General features: G+C 67.8%; 16 protein-coding genes and 1 pseudogene. 11 read left to right on the forward strand and 6 right to left on the reverse strand.

Annotation, left to right across the window (positions count from 1 at the left end; translation table 11 throughout):
• The first annotated feature begins 1,696 nt into the window (after positions 1-1,696).
• The 6 genes from ACIGJO_RS29875 to ACIGJO_RS29900 all read left to right on the forward strand — a co-directional run bounded on the left by ACIGJO_RS29875 (position 1,697) and on the right by ACIGJO_RS29900 (position 6,992).
• Complete coding sequence (locus ACIGJO_RS29875) at positions 1,697-2,446, forward strand: hypothetical protein (RefSeq protein ID WP_399963421.1); 750 nt, start codon at positions 1,697-1,699, stop codon at positions 2,444-2,446.
• Between the two features lie 715 nt (positions 2,447-3,161).
• The gene (locus ACIGJO_RS29880) at positions 3,162-3,992 is read left to right on the forward strand and encodes an IS5 family transposase (protein ID WP_399963423.1); all 831 of its coding nucleotides are present in this window, start codon (positions 3,162-3,164) and stop codon (positions 3,990-3,992) included.
• Between the two features lie 189 nt (positions 3,993-4,181).
• A complete protein-coding gene (locus tag ACIGJO_RS29885) occupies positions 4,182-4,412 on the forward strand; it encodes a hypothetical protein (protein ID WP_399963425.1) in 231 nt (76 codons plus the stop codon).
• Positions 4,413-4,716: 304 nt separating this feature from the next.
• Positions 4,717-5,556 carry an IS5 family transposase gene (locus ACIGJO_RS29890; RefSeq protein ID WP_399963427.1) on the forward strand — a complete coding sequence of 280 codons (840 nt, stop codon included), beginning with the start codon at positions 4,717-4,719 and terminating at the stop codon, positions 5,554-5,556.
• Between the two features lie 576 nt (positions 5,557-6,132).
• Complete coding sequence (locus ACIGJO_RS29895) at positions 6,133-6,645, forward strand: DUF6232 family protein (RefSeq protein WP_399963429.1); 513 nt, start codon at positions 6,133-6,135, stop codon at positions 6,643-6,645.
• Entirely contained in the window at positions 6,642-6,992 is a 351-nt protein-coding gene (locus ACIGJO_RS29900) for a hypothetical protein (RefSeq protein ID WP_399963431.1), read from the forward strand. The genes ACIGJO_RS29895 and ACIGJO_RS29900 overlap by 4 nt, the downstream gene beginning before the upstream one ends.
• On the opposite strand, the gene ACIGJO_RS29905 is transcribed toward ACIGJO_RS29900, so the two are convergent.
• The 3 genes from ACIGJO_RS29905 to ACIGJO_RS29915 form a co-directional block, all read right to left on the reverse strand.
• Positions 6,952-7,455: a DUF2264 domain-containing protein gene (locus tag ACIGJO_RS29905; protein WP_399963433.1), complete on the reverse strand. Its 504-nt coding sequence runs from the start codon at positions 7,453-7,455 to the stop codon at positions 6,952-6,954. The two genes, ACIGJO_RS29900 and ACIGJO_RS29905, sit on opposite strands and share 41 nt — an antisense overlap.
• Before the next feature lie 271 nt (positions 7,456-7,726).
• Positions 7,727-7,918, reverse strand: coding sequence for a hypothetical protein (locus tag ACIGJO_RS29910; RefSeq protein ID WP_399963435.1), 192 nt, complete (start codon positions 7,916-7,918; stop codon positions 7,727-7,729).
• A 50-nt stretch (positions 7,919-7,968) separates the two neighbouring features.
• Positions 7,969-8,241 carry a hypothetical protein gene (locus tag ACIGJO_RS29915; protein ID WP_399963437.1) on the reverse strand — a complete coding sequence of 91 codons (273 nt, stop codon included), beginning with the start codon at positions 8,239-8,241 and terminating at the stop codon, positions 7,969-7,971.
• Positions 8,242-8,935: 694 nt separating this feature from the next.
• On the opposite strand from ACIGJO_RS29915, the gene ACIGJO_RS29920 reads away from it, so the two are divergent.
• Together ACIGJO_RS29920 and ACIGJO_RS29925 are read left to right on the forward strand one after the other, a co-directional pair.
• Positions 8,936-9,202 (forward strand): hypothetical protein, encoded by a 267-nt coding sequence (locus tag ACIGJO_RS29920; protein WP_399963439.1) that lies wholly within the window; start codon positions 8,936-8,938, stop codon positions 9,200-9,202.
• A 141-nt stretch (positions 9,203-9,343) separates the two neighbouring features.
• Positions 9,344-10,324 (forward strand): CehA/McbA family metallohydrolase, encoded by a 981-nt coding sequence (locus tag ACIGJO_RS29925; RefSeq protein WP_399963441.1) that lies wholly within the window; start codon positions 9,344-9,346, stop codon positions 10,322-10,324.
• An 8-nt stretch (positions 10,325-10,332) separates the two neighbouring features.
• On the opposite strand, the pseudogene ACIGJO_RS29930 reads toward ACIGJO_RS29925, so the two are convergent.
• Positions 10,333-10,626, reverse strand: a pseudogene (locus ACIGJO_RS29930) (IS5/IS1182 family transposase); the annotation flags it as partial.
• Positions 10,627-11,390: 764 nt separating this feature from the next.
• On the reverse strand, positions 11,391-11,609 hold the full coding sequence (locus ACIGJO_RS29935; RefSeq protein WP_399963443.1) for a hypothetical protein: 219 nt from the start codon (positions 11,607-11,609) through the stop codon (positions 11,391-11,393).
• A gap of 758 nt (positions 11,610-12,367) precedes the next feature.
• Here ACIGJO_RS29935 and ACIGJO_RS29940 point away from each other — a divergent pair.
• Positions 12,368-12,943: an RNA polymerase sigma factor gene (locus tag ACIGJO_RS29940; protein ID WP_399963445.1), complete on the forward strand. Its 576-nt coding sequence runs from the start codon at positions 12,368-12,370 to the stop codon at positions 12,941-12,943.
• Positions 12,940-13,893 carry a hypothetical protein gene (locus ACIGJO_RS29945; protein WP_399963447.1) on the forward strand — a complete coding sequence of 318 codons (954 nt, stop codon included), beginning with the start codon at positions 12,940-12,942 and terminating at the stop codon, positions 13,891-13,893. The genes ACIGJO_RS29940 and ACIGJO_RS29945 overlap by 4 nt, the downstream gene beginning before the upstream one ends.
• Positions 13,894-14,274: 381 nt before the next feature.
• On the opposite strand, the gene ACIGJO_RS29950 is transcribed toward ACIGJO_RS29945, so the two are convergent.
• Complete coding sequence (locus tag ACIGJO_RS29950) at positions 14,275-15,012, reverse strand: VOC family protein (RefSeq protein WP_399963449.1); 738 nt, start codon at positions 15,010-15,012, stop codon at positions 14,275-14,277.
• Positions 15,013-15,636: 624 nt separating this feature from the next.
• On the opposite strand from ACIGJO_RS29950, the gene ACIGJO_RS29955 reads away from it, so the two are divergent.
• The gene (locus tag ACIGJO_RS29955) at positions 15,637-17,322 is read left to right on the forward strand and encodes a CocE/NonD family hydrolase (RefSeq protein WP_399963451.1); all 1,686 of its coding nucleotides are present in this window, start codon (positions 15,637-15,639) and stop codon (positions 17,320-17,322) included.
• The last annotated feature ends 26 nt before the right edge of the window (positions 17,323-17,348 follow it).

Consider the following 17,348-nt stretch of genomic DNA (forward strand, 5'->3'; position numbering starts at 1 on the left):
TTTCCGGGGAGCAGCCATGGTCGATGTTCCTCTCATGAGTCCCATCTGACCTGCTGTCAACCGACTCCGCATCTCGGGGGAACCTCACCGGTCCGGTCCGGTCCGGTCCGGTCCGGTCCGGTCCGGTCCGGACGTGGTGCCGTTGTCCGTCACGGCAGCAGGCCGTCGTGACGTCACCGGTTCCGTCGCTCTTCGCGCTGTGGGCGGTGGCGCCTGCGGCAACGCCAGCGCGGCGCGGGCCGCGCGCGGCGCGCGGCGATAGTGGACGCGTGCGCACCCACCCCCTAGACCCTCACTCACAGTTTCCACGGCGTCACCTGAAACGGACAGGCCGGGCGGCACGGGCCGAGCAGGACCGATCAGGAACGACATGCCGCCTCCCCAACCGCCCGGGGACCGCGAATCTCTGCGACGGCTCCTCGCAGAGAACACCTTCGTCCACGCGGCCGATGGTCACGACCTGCGCGGTCACTCCGGCACCCAGGTTCCGTGGCTCCACTGCGGGGCGCGGTGAGCCTCCCCCCGCGAGGTGCGCGGCTGATGGCCGCAGCCGTCCTTGACCGGCTCGGCGGGTTCGAGGCGACCCAGCTCGCGGCCCCTCGGGCGGGCCCTCGTCCGGAGGTCCCTCATCGGGCGGTCCCTCGGGGAGCACGGCGGGGTCGCGGAGCGTGTCCCGCTCGGCGGGCGTCAGGGCGTACGGAGCCAGGGCCGCGTCAGGGCCGGACCGTACGCCAAGGCAGAAGTCGACGTCCGACTGCGCGCGATCGACAGCGTCGTCAAGAGCGCCCACGCGAAGCACCTTTGAACGGGTGATCGCTCCTGCGACCGGCGGCGGATGCCGGCGAAGGCCCCGCCCGGCGCCGCCGATGGCGAGACGACAGGCCGCGGCCGGCGACCGAGGGGGCAATCTCCTCCAGGAGCGTCCAGACAGTCGGCCGGATGAGCTCCTGACAGTCCTCGATCAGGTCTTCTGCATCGCCGGACACCAGATCCGACAGGAGCTCCAGGGAGCACCCACACGCGCGGCGCAGCAGGGGCAGCGCCACCATCAGGATCTCCGCGACCCGGCCCCGACCCCGACCGCCGGCGCGGACGGCGGACGGCGGACGGCGGACGGCGGACGGCGGACGGTACCGGAACTCCCCGCTGACGGCATGGCCTTCCATCCACCTCCGCTGGCCGCGGAGGCCGGCCGTCGGGATCCGTGGCCAGCACCTCGAAGGACCCGTCGAACACATGGAGAGCGCTCTACTCACCGCACTCGCAGCGGAGCGTCGTGATCCCGCTGTCCTCGCTCGCGGCGCGAATCAGACCGTTCTTCGGCATCTCCCGTCCCGCCTCGGGGGGGGCGGTCACCATGCCCGGCCATGCGGCGGCACGTACGACGAGCGGACCGAGCGCCGGCTTTCTACCATGGAAATAGGCGGACCCCTGGCTCGACATGGCCGCCCGCACTCGCTCGGAGCGGAGGACACACCTCTAGGAATCTCTCTTCCTCCCTGGCTCTGCCTCCTCGCCTCGACGGGGCCTCCGGCAGCATGCAGCGCGACAGCCAGGATTCCGGTGGCCAGGGGGCCGATCTCCGCAGAACGGAGGGCCGACCATCATGCGTACCGCGGTGCGCGACAACTTCTCCGCCTTCTCCACACGGTTGGAGGGGCGGGTCAGACACATGTATCTGGACAGCCTCGGCAACGTGACCATCGGCATCGGCAACAAGATCGACCCCGTTGCGGACGCCCTGGCGCTCGCTTCCCTCGGCGCGCCGTTGCTCCGCGACAGTGACAACACCAAGGCCTCCGACTTCGAGATCGCCGCCGAGTGGACCGTCGTCAAGGCCGGCGGCACCGCCACGACCCTGCATCTCAGCGACGCGGGGATCGACACCCTGGTGACGAAGCGGCTGAACCAGAACGAGGCCGTGATCCGCACCCTCTTCACAGGGTTCGACACATGGCCGGCCGACGCCCAGCTCGGCGTCCTCAGCATGGCCTGGGGCCTGGGGCCGAACGGCCTGGGCCCGTCCCAGTTCCCGAAGTTCCATTTGGCCGTCGGCGCCAGAAATTGGTTCGCCGCCGCACTGCAGTGCAACATGGGCGGATCGGGCCTGGGGAAGCGCAACGCGGTCGACCGGGGCCTGTTCCGGAACGCGGGCGTTTCGGAGGAGCCGCCGGCCAGCGACCCTGACATTCTCTTCCTTCCCGTCCCCGGCAATCGCCCCAATCGCCAGCTCGGGGACATCGACCAAGCGGGCGCGGACGATATCGGCGTCATACAGAGGATGTTCGGCCCGACGCGCCTGAATCTCCTGGTCCCTGGCACCTTCACCCCCGGAACCTTCGACGCGGCCACACTCGTCGCGGTCACCGCCTTTCAGACCACCGAGGCGGCTCTGCCCAACTCGGGCCCCTTCCCCGTCACGGGCGTGGTGGCCCAGCTCACCTAGGCATGCCTGGGCGAGCACGTCCCACAGGCCTGAGACACGGGACGGCCTGCGGCAGGGCCGGCCTGGATACTGCCGAATCGGCGCGCGTGCCGCCCGACATCCCAACGTCCCGGCCGCCCGGCAGCCTCCGCCCGCTCGCCGTGGCCGCCTGATCCGTCAGGATGCACGTGTTTCCTGCGGTGCCCGCCACCGCGGGGAACAGACACGGCACTCCCTGACGGCGCAGGTCGGACCACCTGGTTCCCGCGCCGGGGGGGTGCTACGTCGTGGAGCAACGCAGCGGCCGGGACGCGGCGGGTTACCGAAGGGAGGTCCTGTCTCGGCGTCGATGGCCACGCGCGTGGTCCAGGCTGGCGCCCCCGAACAGCGCGTTGCCGAGCTGCGGCGATGACATCCGTGTCGGGTTCCTGTCAACGGTGCCCCGATTTTGCGCGCTGGGTTTGTCACGTGGTCCGCAGTGTCATCCCCTGGCGCTGTGCGGCACCTCGGGCGCACGTCGGAGGTAGAGGCCAACGTCAACGATGACCGAAACGGTTTCCGCGACGGCCGGCCCGCAGAACCCGCCCCTCGCAGGGCGTCTGCTGAATCGCCTTCGCCCTGCGGCCCGGAACTCAGAGTGCGGGATGTGGCGTTCTGTCGGTCTTGCCATCGCTCGATGGTGTGACGTTGAGGCATTGCTGCCGGTCAGGCGTTCGGGGTTCGCTCGGGTTATGGCATGAGCATGCGCAAGCCGTACCCGAGCGATCTCACCGACGAGCAGTGGAAGCTCGTCGAACCCGTGATCACGGCGTGGAAGGCCCGGCATCCGTCGGTCAGCGGGCATCAGGGCAAGTACGCGATGCGGGAAATCGTGAACGCGATCCTCTACCAGAACCGCACCGGCTGCCAGTGGGAGTTCCTGCCGCACGACATGACCCCGCCCGGAGCGGTGAAGTACTACTTCTGCCTCTGGCGCGACGAGGGCACCGACCAGGACATTCATGACCTGCTGCGCTGGCAGCTGCGGGAGAAGCGGAAGCGATTGGCCGACCCGAGTCTGGTGGTCCTGGACACGCAGAGCATCCACGCCGTCGTCGGCGTCCCCGCCACGACTACCGGCAAGGACGCCGCGAAAAGGGTGCCGGGCAGGAAGAGATGCCTGGCCGTGGACGTACTGGGCCTCGTCGTCGACTGCGTCGTCCTGCCCGCCTCGGCACACGAGGACACCGCCGGCATCGCCCTGCTGGACGGTGTCGCCGGGCAGTGCGACACGGTGACCAAGGCCCTGGTCGACCAGGGCTTCAAGAAGAAGGTCGTCGAGCACGGCAAGAACCATGGCATCGACGTCGAGATCGTCGAGCGCAACCCGGCCGACAAGGGCTTCGTCCCGCAGGCCAAGCGGTGGATCGTGGAGCAGACGAACGGGATCCTGATGTGCTACCGCCGTCTCGTACGCGACTACGAACACCGCCCCGCATCCTCCCGCTCCCGCGTCCTGTGGGCGATGACCTCGGTCATGGCGCGCCGCCTCACCGGTGCCACCCTCCCCTCCTGGAGGACCACATGAGCGAGAACCCACAGGTCAAAGCCATCCTGGAACACATCGAGACCCGTGAGCGCGAACTGGCCGACCAGGCTGAGCAGTTGAGGACCAGTGCCGAGGAACTCGCCGCACAGCTCAGCGAGTTCGACGCGGAGTGCGAGAATCTGCGCATCACCCGCAAGACGCTCCTCGCCCTCCCCATGCCTCCACCCGTTGCCGAGCCCGGAGCGTCCCGGCATCCCGGACCACCCCGCCTACCAGCAGATCCTCACCGCCCTGACCGACGCGGGCCGGCCGATGCGCGCCCGCGACCTCTGCCAGGCCCTCGACCTGCCGATCCTCCCGAAGAACACCGAAGGCATCCGCTCCACACTGAAACGCCTGGTCAGCCGAGGCATCCTCGTCGAAACCGAACCCGGCTTGTTCGCCCGCCCCGAAGCTTGAGGGCCAGCCTCACTCCGTGACCAGCGCTCCTTCTCCAACCTCAATCACGAAACGGACAAGAGCTTACGTTCCACACTCTCAGAGGGCGTTTACGTAGATTTATTCCGGAAAGCCGCTTTCGCTACTGCCCCTTTTTGCTCAATTTTAGGAAGTATAAGAACTTCATCACATCCCGCCGCACAGGGCCTGCCGTCCGTTTCGCTCACTTCTGCTGCCGGGATTCCGTCTGGTTTAAAGATGTGACAGAACCTCCTGGTAGTCAGAGGAACGGCACCTTCCGGCCCTCCCGTGTCAAGGCTGCGGCGTGAGCCAGCCGAAGCCGTACCCCAGCGACCTGTCCGACGCCCGGTGGGCCTTGATCGAGCCCACCCTGACGACATGGAGGAAAGCCCGACTTGACCGCAGACCCACCGGCCAGCCGGCGAAAGTCGAACTCCGCGACGTGTTCAACGCGATCCTCTACGTGAACCGCACCGGAATTCCCTGGAAATACCTCCCGCACGACTTTCCAAATCACGGCACCGTCTACGCGTACTACGCCGCCTGGCGCGACGAGGGAATCTTCGCCCAGATCAATTACGACCTCACCGCCCTGGCCCGCGTGAAGGAAGGCCGCAAGCCCGAACCGACGGCATCCGTCATCGACACCCAGAGCATCAAGACCTCCACCAACGTGCCCGTGACCAGCCAGGGAACGGACGCCGCGAAGAAGATCGTGGGCCGGAAGCGAGGCATCCTCACCGACACAATCGGTCTGATTCTCGTCGCGACCGTCACCGCCGCGAGCCTCTCCGAGAACGCCTTGGGAATACGCCTCCTCGACCAGGCCAAGAAGACGTACCCGACCATCGCCAAGAGCTGGGTAGACACCGGCTTCAAGAAGTCCGTCGTCGAGCACGGCGCGCAGCTCGGAATCGACGTCGAAGTCGTCAACAGAAATCCCGGAGTTCGCGGTTTTCACGTCGTGAAAAGGCGCTGGGTAGTGGAGCGGAGCATCGGTTGGATCATGATGCACCGCCGCCTCGCCCGCGACTACGAGACCCTCACCGCCAGCTCCGAAGCCATGATCCACGTTGCGTCGATCGACAACCTCGCCAAGCGCATAACGGACGAGACCACACTAACCTGGCGAGGAACCTACTAGGGCATAAGCGGCAATCCACTCACGCTAAACGCCCTCTCAGAGCGACCCAACGCCCCTCCCCGAGCCAACTCAAGCACCAGAGGCCACATCGGCTACTCAGTCACGGATTGCGCCGGCACTTCGACTCTCATCTGACACCCAGCCACGCACCCAGAGAAACGCATGCACTTCACCTACAGGGACATCGTCACCACGGAGAAGCAGGGCTCGAAGAACAACGCAGCATTGAAGGAGTCCGGGTTCGGCAAGGCCTGACCCCTGGGACGCAGCTGCGTCCCAGGACCGAGAACCCCGTCCCGCCCCTACGCCGCCGTCACCGCCAGACGTCTTTGACGTAGCGTCAATTATTGGCCGCAGAAATGAAATTGGCCGCATCTTGTCTGCCGTCCCACGACCCCCCACAGGCTTAATGATGCTCCCGCGCCGCGCGGGTGGTTGTGACGACAGCACGGGGGGACCATGGATCACACAGGCGGCATCGGCGTACCACCGCCCGGGAAACCTCCCGGGCCTCCGCCACAACTTCCGCCCCGGCCGCCGTCTCAGCCGCCTCAGCCGCATCCGCAGATCCCGCCGATGCCGCTGCCTCCCCGCAGGGGCAAGCCGCTGGAACTCAGGGTCCAGCGGCAGATCCTGTGGGTGGGGTCGGCGGCGGTTCCATTGCGCAATGTCAGCTGGATCGAGGTGTTCAGGCTGAAGCCCGCCTGGGGCAAGGCCGGCTTCTACTTCCTGCTGTTGGTGGTCTTCGCCTTCGTGGTCTCCGCCTGGCTCGATTCCGCGGACGGGGGCGGCGGGGGCGGCGGCCCTGCCCCGGGCGTTCTCACCCTGTTCACCCTGGTCGTTGTCTGCGCCGTCCTGCTCGGGTCGAGGAAGCCGGTGTTGGTCGTCGAGCTCAACAGCGGTTCCAGGGTGGTCCTGACCTTGCCGACCATGGATGAACTGCGGTCGATCGCCGGGCAGATCGTCTATGCGATCGACCACCCGGAGTACGAGTTCTCCGCCGTCGTCGAGCAGCACAACACCACGAACAACTTCGGTTCCGTCGTCAACATGAACGGCGGCAGGGGAAACACGGGGATCAAACTATGAGCGACACGTCGAACTACTACGGAGACGTCGTCAACGTGAACGGCGGCGAAAAGGTCATCGGCATCAACCACGGCACCATCGTCCACAACGACGGCACCGCTCAGGACGCCGAGCTCCAAGCCACCTTGACGGACCTCACCCGCCTTCTCAAGGAGCTGCGCCCGGAGCTCACCCCGGACCAGGCCCGGACCCTGGAGAACGCGCTGCCCGCGCTCACCCCCGACCGGGCCGCCCTGCGTGAGCGCGGCATGATCCTGGCGTCCGTCTCGCAGATCGCGGCGACCGTGGGCGAGGTGGGCAGGCCCGTCACGGAGGCGCTGGCGCGGCTGCTCGCGCTGCTGGGCTGACGGGCCTGCCTTGGTGGGTACGGTCAGGACCTACGCCGTAGGCGAAGCAGCGAACCCGGGCCTTGAGATTCCGGCCGCGTTCCACGAAGGGAACGGCAAGGACCCCGCGGACCTGACCGAAGCCCACGCCGCGTCCGCCGTCGCCGTACGGGCCCGCCATCCGCGCCCACAGCAGCGGGTACGGATGCAGGGCCCAGCCGGTGCGGCAGTCGATGTCGCGGCCGTCGCCATCGCTGTACCAGCCGTCGCCGACGTACCAGTCGTCGGTCCGGTCGAGGCCGCCGCAGATGCCGGGCTCCAGTGTTCCGGTGGGATTCAACCGCGAAGCCAGGACCCGGCTGCGGCTGCCTTCGGCCAGGCTGCCCAGGAGTTCGTGGCCGGTGCCCTCGTGGAGAGTGCGGCGCTCATCGGTGGCCTTCGAGGCTGGAAGACGTACGGATCTCCACCTCGCGCTGGAGGCCACGCAGGACGGCCGTGACGACCTGGCAGCCCTCCCCCGGCGCGGCGGCTGAACCTACCGCCACCTGTCATCTCCGCCGATACCTGAGAGCGGTTCATCTGCCGGTGATGACCCTGTCCAGGCGCTCGTCGAGTGGTAGTCCGGCCGTTGCGCCGGGTGCCCACGCCTCTGGGGACGGGCAAGGCCGTGGGCCGAGCGCATGGGCCTTCACCTGCGGTCGAGCGGCCCCTCGCCGAGGTGTACCTGGGCGAGGGGCCGCTTGTGTGTGCGGGTGTCAGATGTAGACGGCGCGGACAACAGTGAGGGTCTGGACGGACTGACTGACGTAGTAGCGGATGACAACGCCCGCGACGACGGCCTGGCGGCGGTCGGGGACGTCCGTGACCCGAGTGGAGCCGGTGCCGTACGGGTCGGTGGCGGGGCGCTGGATACCGGCATCGAACTGCGCCCGCCGCGTCGGCGTCATGGCGTAGCGTGCTCGGTCGGCTGGTGCTGCGTATTGGATGCGGTAGCGGCTCACGCCACCTCCGGGCGGGCGGTGACGGTGCGGGCTCCGATGTCTTCGCCGCAGGCGAGGCGGTCGAAGAGGGCCTCGTCCTCATCGTCGGCGGCAGTGCCGGCCAGGGCCCAGTGGACGAGCGTGACGGGCAGCTCGGGGGCGGGGACGTGGTCGATCTCGCGGTCGAAGGCGGCGGCCTGGTCCGGGGTCATGCCGGCACGGATCGCAGCGATGGTGCAAGGCAGTTCCACGAGCTCGCCGTCGATGACGGTTCTGAAGCTCGCGTCCACGGATTCTCTTTTGCTCCTGGTTGCTACGGTACGCCGCCGGCCGGGGCCGACAGTGCGGGTTCGGGAATCACACGGTGAGCTGTGCGCCGGCTGCGGCAACGAGTGCACCACAGCGGCGAATCGCGTGCTCGCGGGCCGTGTGAAGGCTGGTGTCGGTCGGGGTGTGCCGCAGTGCGTAGCTGGCGGTGGCCTGCACGGCGTGGGCGAGGGCGGGCACCAGGACCGAGACACGAAGAGGCTCGGTGCGGTGACCGCGGAGCGGGTTCGGTGGGAGGCGGACAGGGCAGCAGCCAGTCCTGCCCGCGCAGCCGAGTCCCTTCCCCGGTGGCCATGGTGTGGCGGTGGCCGGCGAGTGCGGTCACAAGGTCGGTGACACGTCCAGGGCCTGGGTGCGGTGGGCGATCTCGGCAACGGCGCGGCGGACCCGTCAGGTGGTGTGGTGAAGGGTGCTGATGGTGTGGCCACAGCGGTGACGAGGGTGTCGGCGGTACGGATCGCGTGTTGCAGGGCGGCCTGGAGGGTGGTCTCGTCGGTGGCGGACCGCAGTGCGCAGGCGGCGTCGGCGTCGGTCTGTGCGGCCGGGTGAGGGTGCTCGCCACCGGCGAGGCATACAGCCGACCCGCGCACCACAAGGCCGGCACCGAACCCCGCAGGACAGGCTGACAGCGACGGTGAGGATCAGCACACTGAGCGCATGCGATACGAGGAGAAGGCGAAGCTCACCGCCGCGAGAGCCCTGGTCCCGATGGCCATCCTTATCGCCTCACCGGTGCTGCTGATAGCCGGAACGCCGATCCGCCGCCGGTACCTTCGCTACGTCTACCGGGATGAGGCACCACTGATCCTGGAGAAGGAGCTGGGCCGCATCAGTATCCACTGGTTCGTGGTCACCAGCCCTCTCCTCGACTGGCTCTGCTGGCCGACAGAATTACTCGCCCGACTCATCTCGCGCCGAGGTTAAGCGGCAAGCTCAGAGGTCGTTTCAGAATGAGATCTTGAGCTGACCTCTTGACTGGGACGGCGCTCAGTGACGTGACGGAACCGGTCGCATTGCTTGCGCGTTGACTCGACAGGACTTTGAGGGGAGAGAACCTTGTCGGGTATGAGTTTCCCGCCGACGCGGGCGGTCGGACGTGGGCCGGCCTGGTACCGCGGGGATTGCCATGTCCACTCCATCCACTCGGACGGGGAGCTCACTCCTGAAGAGCTGGCCGTTCGGGCGCGCGCTGCCGGGCTCGACTTCATGGCGACAACGGAGCACAACTCAGCTGCGAAACCCGATGCATGGGAGAAACTGGCTGCCGATGACTTCTTGATCGTTCTCGGTGAGGAAGTGACCACGAAGACCGGGCACTGGCTCGCGCTCGGCATCAACCCCGGCGAGGTCGTCGACTGGAACCACCAGGTCGGGGACGGACTGATCGATCATTGCCTGGATCAGGTCCATCGGGTGGGGGGCCTGTGCGTGGCCGCCCACCCCCACGCGCCCTACCCGTCCGGCGACTTCATGTTCCCCTTCCGAGGCTTCGACGTGGTGGAGGTCTGGAACGGATTGTGGATATCGGACCGCCCCTGGAACGCTGACAACGAGGCCGCCCTGGCGGAGTGGGGGCAGGGCCTCGCAGTGGATGTCCACACGGGCTCGTGGCGGCCGGCGATGGGCAACAGCGACACCCATTTGGAGGGGCAGATCGGGATCCCCCACACCGTGGTCTTCGCCGAAGAGTTGAGCACCGAGGCGGTCCTGACCGGAATCCGTGCCGGCCGCAGCTGGATCGCCGAGTCGGCCGACGTGGAAGTATCGTTCACCGTCAATGCCGATGGTCGCACTGCCGGGGTCGGAGAACAGCTCACAACTCATGGCAGGCAGGTCGAAGTGCAGGCGGCAGTACGAGGTGCGCCGGTCGGCACCATCAGCTTCCACACCGATCGAGGGACGGTTCACCGGGCGTCACTCCCCAGTGACGGGGCAGGTGTGGTGCAGTGGGACACGACAGCAGCGGACTCAGCGTTCGTCCGCATCGAGGTCCGCCATCCCCATGGGCACGTCGCCGCACTCACCAATCCGATCATCCTCATCTGACTCCTCGCTTACCGTACGGTGCGCAGGCGACAAAGGCAGATGACGCTGCAGGCGAGTTCGAGCAGACCCTCATGGAGGTCGGCGCCACGTTCGTAGCGGATCCGGAGTTGTTTGAACTGGTGCAGCCAGGCGAAGGCCCACTCGACGGCCCGACGCACCTTGCCGAGCCCCGCGCTGTGGGCCACGCCGGGTCGGGCGATTATCGGCTTGAAGCCGCGTTTCCATAGTAGGCGGCGATACTTGCCGAAGTCGTAACCCCGGTCGGCATACAGGTTCCGCGGCTTGCGGCGAGGCCGTCCCCGCAGTTCGGCGGCGTTCTGCGCCGCAGGGGTGGGTGCTTCGGTGCCGGATCATCCTTGCCTGGACCCAAGGCGCTTCCAACAAGGACGTCGCGGCTCGGCGCGACTCCTCATGCGGTGGGCCGCCGGCGGGCGAGGTCCGTTGAGCATCGGATCGCCGGCCTGGGAAGGAACCTTCACCATGAATCTCCGGATGGCCCTCACAGTCCCGGTCGTTTGCCCTGGCACTGGGCTCCGGCCTGGCAAGTGCTCCTGAGCCGGCTCGTGGCCTTCGTCCGGATCAGGCCGGATCAGGCACCGTGGCACGCGAGCCCGCTACGAGCCGTGTGAGCGGCGCGGTGGGGCACGTGAGGTCGGGTACGTGGCCGGCGAGTGGTCCGGCCCGAGGCTACCTGCCGTGGGGATCTCCCCCACGCTCAGCGACACCGGACAGGTCACGCCCACGGTGATGTCAGCGCTGCGATGTCAGCGCTGCTCGGTCGCGCCTCGTGCGGCGCCGGCCTCGCCGCGACGAGCGGGCGTGAATGCCTTCTGCCCCGCAGGGACCCGGCCCCGCCTGTGGGGCCAGGCATGGACGATCACGCCCTGGCGATTCTCCAACTCGTGCCGCAGGAACTCTCCGAACCCGGTCCGGCAGGCTCCACCACGGAGCCCTGAGTACGGGAGTATTCCGGCCCCACCGCGGAGCCCGGAGTGCCCCCGCCCGGAGTCGGGGGCTTCGCCTTGCGCTCAGTCGTTCAGCCTTCCCGCAGTCGGTGGCGCCGGTCTCAGACTCCGCCACCGAGTCCTGCACCGCCGTCACCGTTGATGTCGCCGGATCCGCCGCCATCCATGTCGACGAACGCGAACACGGCGGCAGCGATCGCCCCGATCGTGAGGTAGATACACAGGGTCAGCCAGGCTGTGCCCCATGTCAGGAGAGCGACGGCGGCGTCGGCGGCGGCCAGCCCGGCTGCAAGCAGGAGAAGCCCGGCACGATCGCTCATCGTTCTCCTCCAGCATGGTGCGGTGTCCGGTGTGTGCCCTTACGGCACGGCCGGAACACCTCCGTCCGCCGTGGGATGCCGAACGCACCCGTGCAGCCACTCCTCCACGTCCGGGCCGATGGGGATCCATGCCCCTCCCGCTTCTTGGGCTCCTGGGCGCACGGCGCTGTCCCAGAAGACCTGCGCTGGGAGCTCGCCCAGCACAACCACACCGCCGGCAACAGCTCAGACCTCGAGTCCGACCATGTGGCCTCACGTACCGGCCGGTCTGAAGACGCCGGAGCACAGGGTGACTCCCACAGTCTTCCGCTCAACCGGCAGACGGCCGGACTTGGCTCCGCCCCTTCCAGGACCGGTTACTTGCACGGCCTGATTGTGGGCCCCGCGGCGGGGTTCCTCTCCCCTGCCTGGGGCCCGGCCGGGGCTCGGGGGCCGGCCGGGGCATCCGCCTGCAAGTTCTCAGCTCTCGGATGTCACAGTGCGGCCTGCCGGCAGCACTAGTCAGCGTGGCGCCCGTTCGGACGCCACCAATGCTCGAAGAGGCGGGAGCGCAAGGGTGGATCCGGTGTTGATCACGAGCGCAGCGATCGTGTTTCTAGGGGCTGTGAGCAGTATCCTGCGGTTCGCTCGGAAACGGCTGAAGCGTGAAGTAGGGCTTCATGTGTCCCGGCTGCTCGCTGAGCACGCTCGGAACAGCCTGCTTTCACGCTCTGCGGCCTGCGGCTCCGGCTGCCTGGCGGAGGCCGGGGTGAGCCGTCATGGAGGACGCGGCCGAGGCTGAACTTCGGGTGAGTGACCCGATTGACCGGTTGACTCCTGTCGATCTGCAGGGGAGGGACTTGGCCGAGGATCTCCACCATGCCGAGTTTCCGGGCCTTGTGCGTTTTCTGCTGCTGCACGGGGCGTCCTGGAGTGAGGCACAGGACGCCGCGCAGGATGCGTTCACGCAGATGTGCCGGCCGGGAACGAGTATTCGCTACCCCAAGGCGTGGCTGCGCACGGTGGCCTGGCGCTCCTGGTTACGTCAACAGGTGCGGGAGGAGCCTTGCGAGGAGGTTCCGGACCGGCCGACCGCACATTGGGATTCGCCTGCGCATGCTGTGGAGCTCGGCGTCGAAGAACGGCGCGTGATCGAGATGCTGCTGTTGTTGCCGTCCAAGCAACGTGCGGCGCTGGCCTGGACTCTGGACGGATTCACCACACAGGAGAGCGCCGAGGCGATGGGTATCTCGCCCGAGGCCGCCCGTCAGAACCTCTCCCGGGCGCGGGCGACTCTCAAAGCTCGGCTGGGACTCGAAGGGCTGGGCCACGAGGCTGCAGAGGAGGAGCGATGAACCGCGACCGGACATCCGAACAGCTTGAGGCTTTGCTGGCAAGAGCACACGCGCAGCTGGGGATCGCCGTCTACGACGGCCTTATGAGTAGCGGTGGGCCGCCGGAACTGCGGGACCCCGATCAGACGCTGGGGCGCCTGCTCGCGGCGGCGTATCGCCAGACAGGGGATGCGGTGGCGGTGCGTCTGGCCCGTACGGGGCGCAGAGCGCCTCGCGAGCGTGCCGTAGCCGACAGGGAAGGGTCTTCCGAGGGGCTCTTGATACAACGCCCTGCGTTCGTACGGCTCAAGTACCGCAAGCAGGCCTTGAAGTGTGCCCGGCGGTACTGGCCCCTGGACGCTGTTCGGGTCATCCGGGATGCAGTGGACACCGTGCACCGACTCATTGCCGGTCTGGAGGAGGAAATACTCCCGGACACCGCCCGCGACCAGCTCCTGCGAGTAAGCAGCGGCATGGGCCACGTGCTTACCTTTCCGCAGTCGGCCCAGGCTCCCCAACCTGCTCTGGGCGGATTTGACTACATGGAAGAAGTGGAGGACTTCCTGGCCACGTGCACGTGGCGGCTCGTGGCAGAGGCCCGCCGCTCCAAGCAGTTGATCGACAACGAGCTGCTACTCCATTTCCGCTGGACGGACATGTCGTGGCTCGGCGTGCTCGAGGTGTCGCAGGACCTGGCCGACGACCTCGACCTGGCCTACCGGGAGGCTCTGGCACTGGCCACGGCCGTGACAGCAGTCGAAGAAGCCAGCACCGACTTTCGGGGGGCCGACCTCCAGTCGGTCGACCTGGACGGAGTCGATCTTGAGGGCATCCGGTGGGACACCACGACCAGCTGGCCCCCGGAGTGGAAGGAACGGATCTGGAGGGCTTCGTTGGCCGCCGGCACTGGACACGGGGAGCTGATCGTCGGCGCGGAACCCCGCGACAGCACGGTCCCGGTGGACATCTGAGCGGGCGCAGCCAGCGACTGAACGAAGCAATGAGGGTGAACGCCCAGAAACTCAGGGCTGCGGACAGCGCTGGCGGTGGTTTCGGAGGACCAGCGTGTGGCTCTACTCACGAGTGGTGCCGTTGGTTGTTCACGGGTTGGGCAGGCACCCAGCTCCACGGTCGGGTGATGTTCAGGAGTTCTGCCCGACTCACCGCCTTCTGCAACACGCTTTGGGCGCCGGAGCCGTACGGGCACCGCTGACGACTACCGCCTGCTCGTGGGCTTCTTGCCCCCAAGGACGCGCACCGCCGGGGACGCCATCCCCGTCTCCGGCGGCATGGGCTGACGCCACTCGGTCTTCGCCGCTGCCCCCGGAACCAGCCGGAGTCGTTGCTCAGGATCAGCGTGGCGTGAGAAGGCAGAACTCGTTGCCTTCCGGGTCGGCCAGAACCGTCCAGGAGATTGCGGACTGATCGATATCAGGGTCGGTGGCACCCAGGGCGCGCAGTCGGGCTGCCTCTGCGGCCAGGTCGTCACCGGGGTAGGGGCGGACGTCGAGGTGGACGCGGTTCCACACACTCTTGCTGTCGGGAGTGCGGAGGAATTCCAGGTAGGGGCCGACGCCTTTGGCGGAGCGCATGGTCGCGTGGTCGTCGGTGACTTCGTGCAGCGTCCAGTCCATCGCCTCGCCCCAGAACCGGGCCATCCGTCGTGGGTCGGTGCAGTCGACCACCACCGCGGCGATCGGCCCGGTGTCCTGGTAGATCGGACGGGGCTCCAGGACGCAGAACTCGTTGCCTTCCGGGTCGGCCATGACCGTCCAGGGGACGTCGCCCTGCCCCACGTCGGCGAGCGTCGCGCCGAGACGCTTCGAGCGCGCGACCAACTCCGCTTGATGAGCGGTCGAGGTGGTGGCCAGATCAAGGTGCACGCGGTTCTTGACCGTTTTGGGTTCCGGGCGGACGACAATGTCGATGCAGACGGCCACGGGGTCGGGATAGGCGAACCCCACGGGTTCGAGGTTGGTCACGCCGGGTCCCTCGCTGTCGACACCCCAACCGAGTACCTCCGCCCAGAACCGGCCGAGCGCGGAGTCGTCCTGGGCCTTCATGTTGATCTGCACAAGTCGTGTTGCCATGCCGCAGATCCTAGAAGCTCCGCCACCCCAGGCCGCCGCGATCAGACATGTGCTCGACCAGATGCTCATCGTGGTCGCGCTTGCCGAGACTTCCAACCGGAGCGACAGGGGCGAGTCCTTGTGAACGAAGGCAAGCCCCGACGCCAACACCGCTGACCGATCGAATGCTGCTCAAGACTGCGCCAGCCCCTCGGCCTACACGCGCCACGCGCGGGCGACACCGCCCGGCCCGGTAACGCGGCGCGGCACCCTGATCGGTCGCGAACGATGTCCCCGCCGCGCACACCACAGGGCATGGCCCGGAATGGGGGACGCCGTGACAGTTCCGTCGTAGCAGTCAGTGATTGCTTCCGAGACGGCCAGTGCGTCGAGGATCTGTCCTGGGGGACGTGTCCACGGCCCTGCTGGCGTCGGAATGTCCGTGACGAACGTTCCGTTGCCGAATCTCACGACCGGTGGCCACGGGAGTGGCAGTCCGGCCAACTGCCGGTCGCCGGGACGTTTAGATCACCCCATTCACTCGAACGAGGGGGCGAAGCCGGTCCCTCCTCCGCTGTGATCACCGCGCGGAGATCATGACGTTGTCACTTCGACACTCCCCTGCCACAGAAGGCGGCCACAGTCATGCCCGTTGACGACAACTCGACGAACCCGTTCGCGATCAGCGCCGACGACAGCGCCAAGCTGGAAGCGATCGAGCAGGCGCTGCTCGACCCGTCGCCGCGCCGCATCGGCCGGCTCGACCAGTGGGGCCTGGCCGACACCTACGAGACGTACACGGAGATCGCCGGGTACCAGGAGCTCTCGATCGCCATGGCGGACGGGACGCTGATCGACGCGTCGCTGAGCGTCCCGCGCGACGTCCCGGCCGAGAAGTGTCCCGCGCTCCTCATGCCCGCCCCGCTGTCCCCGCTCGGCCGCCTGTCCTACCTGGCCATGCTCCCTCGCTGGGCGCGCGGCGGATACGTCGTGCTGACCTACAGCCAGCGCGGCCTGGCCAAGTCCGGGGGCGAGATCCACGTCGCCGGACCGCAGGACGTCGAAGACGCCATCGAGATCGTCACGACGCTGTCCGAGCTCGACGCCGTCGACCCGGACCGGATCGGCTGCTTCGGCGCCTCCTACGGCGCCGGAACGAGCCTGCTGCTCGCCGGGAACGACCGCCGGATCAGGGCCGTGGCCGGCACCAGCGCCTGGGCCGACCTGTTCGCCTCGCTGTACGAGAACGGCACACGGCACCTGGCGGCCTTCGAGGCGCTCGTGAAGCTGTTCAAGGAGGACCGGTGCTCGGAGGAGTTCCGGGACGTCATCCAGAAGATCCGCGGCAACGTCATCGACGACGTGGTCAGGGAGTTCGCCGAGGTCAGGTCGCCGAAGAACTGCCTCCAGGCGTACAACGACAACCAGATCCCGATCCTGATGACCACCGCCTGGCACGAGACGATCTTCTCGGTACCGGCCGTCGTCGACATGTTCAGCCGGCTCACGGGCCCCAAGTCGCTGCTCGTCCAGGTCGGTGACCACGGCAACGGCGAGCTGCCCGGCCTGGCCGGCCTGGTCTCCAAGCCGACCGAGATGGCCTACCGGTGGATGGACCACCACCTCGGCGGCAGGGCGAGCGACGGCGCCACGCCCTCGTACGGGGTCCGCTCGGAGTACATGCACAACCTGCTGTCCGACCTCCACCACCCCGACTGGCAGAGCTACACCCTGCCCCCGAAGCGGTTCCACCTCGCCGACGCGGCCGTCGGCGAGCGCGACGGGCGGCTGACCGAGGGTGCGCCGCAGACGGGCTGGACCCGCCCCGTCAAGGCCTCCGTCCAGAACACCGAGGTCGTCGTCGCCCCGAAGCTCATCGAGACCGGCCTGGCCGAGCGCACGGGCTTCCCGCACGTCTACCAGACCGCCGAGGTCGAACGCGGTCTCACGGCGATCTGGACCACGGAGCCACTGGAGCAGCCCATGCGCGTCCAGGGCGAGCTGGAGCTCCGGGTGACCGTGACACCGCAGGCCCCGGAGGCCACGATCGTGGCGTACCTGATGGACTGCGACCCGGCCACCGGCAAGGCCGCGATCATCACCAACGCCCCCGTCACCGTCGCCAACGAGCAGCCGGGCCAGGCCACCACGGTGACCGTCCCCCTCCAGCCGGCCCACTACGTCCTGAACAAGGGCCGTCAGCTCCAGCTGATCATCGACACCCACGACCCGTTCTACGCGGACGCCAACCGCGCCCCGTCCGCGATCGAGCTCAGCTCGTCCCCGGACGCCCCGTCGTACATCGCCATCCCGATCCACCCCCTGTCGTAACACGCGCACCCGTGAGTCCACGCCCT

It is taken from the genome of Streptomyces sp. NPDC079020, from assembly GCF_044542225.1.
Lineage (GTDB): Bacteria > Actinomycetota > Actinomycetes > Streptomycetales > Streptomycetaceae > Streptomyces.

What these genes read in the sequence shown, in the direction of transcription:
- ACIGJO_RS29880 (WP_399963423.1), top strand. Translation starts at nt 3,162, where the DNA reads ATGAGCATGCGCAAGCCGTACCCGAGCGATCTCACCGACGAGCAGTGG.
- ACIGJO_RS29895 (WP_399963429.1), top strand. Translation starts at nt 6,133, where the DNA reads ATGCCGCTGCCTCCCCGCAGGGGCAAGCCGCTGGAACTCAGGGTCCAG.
- ACIGJO_RS29900 (WP_399963431.1), top strand. Translation starts at nt 6,642, where the DNA reads ATGAGCGACACGTCGAACTACTACGGAGACGTCGTCAACGTGAACGGC.
- ACIGJO_RS29910 (WP_399963435.1), bottom strand. Translation starts at nt 7,918, where the DNA reads ATGACGCCGACGCGGCGGGCGCAGTTCGATGCCGGTATCCAGCGCCCC.
- ACIGJO_RS29920 (WP_399963439.1), top strand. Translation starts at nt 8,936, where the DNA reads ATGCGATACGAGGAGAAGGCGAAGCTCACCGCCGCGAGAGCCCTGGTC.
- ACIGJO_RS29925 (WP_399963441.1), top strand. Translation starts at nt 9,344, where the DNA reads ATGAGTTTCCCGCCGACGCGGGCGGTCGGACGTGGGCCGGCCTGGTAC.
- ACIGJO_RS29935 (WP_399963443.1), bottom strand. Translation starts at nt 11,609, where the DNA reads ATGAGCGATCGTGCCGGGCTTCTCCTGCTTGCAGCCGGGCTGGCCGCC.
- ACIGJO_RS29940 (WP_399963445.1), top strand. Translation starts at nt 12,368, where the DNA reads ATGGAGGACGCGGCCGAGGCTGAACTTCGGGTGAGTGACCCGATTGAC.
- ACIGJO_RS29945 (WP_399963447.1), top strand. Translation starts at nt 12,940, where the DNA reads ATGAACCGCGACCGGACATCCGAACAGCTTGAGGCTTTGCTGGCAAGA.
- ACIGJO_RS29950 (WP_399963449.1), bottom strand. Translation starts at nt 15,012, where the DNA reads ATGGCAACACGACTTGTGCAGATCAACATGAAGGCCCAGGACGACTCC.
- ACIGJO_RS29955 (WP_399963451.1), top strand. Translation starts at nt 15,637, where the DNA reads ATGCCCGTTGACGACAACTCGACGAACCCGTTCGCGATCAGCGCCGAC.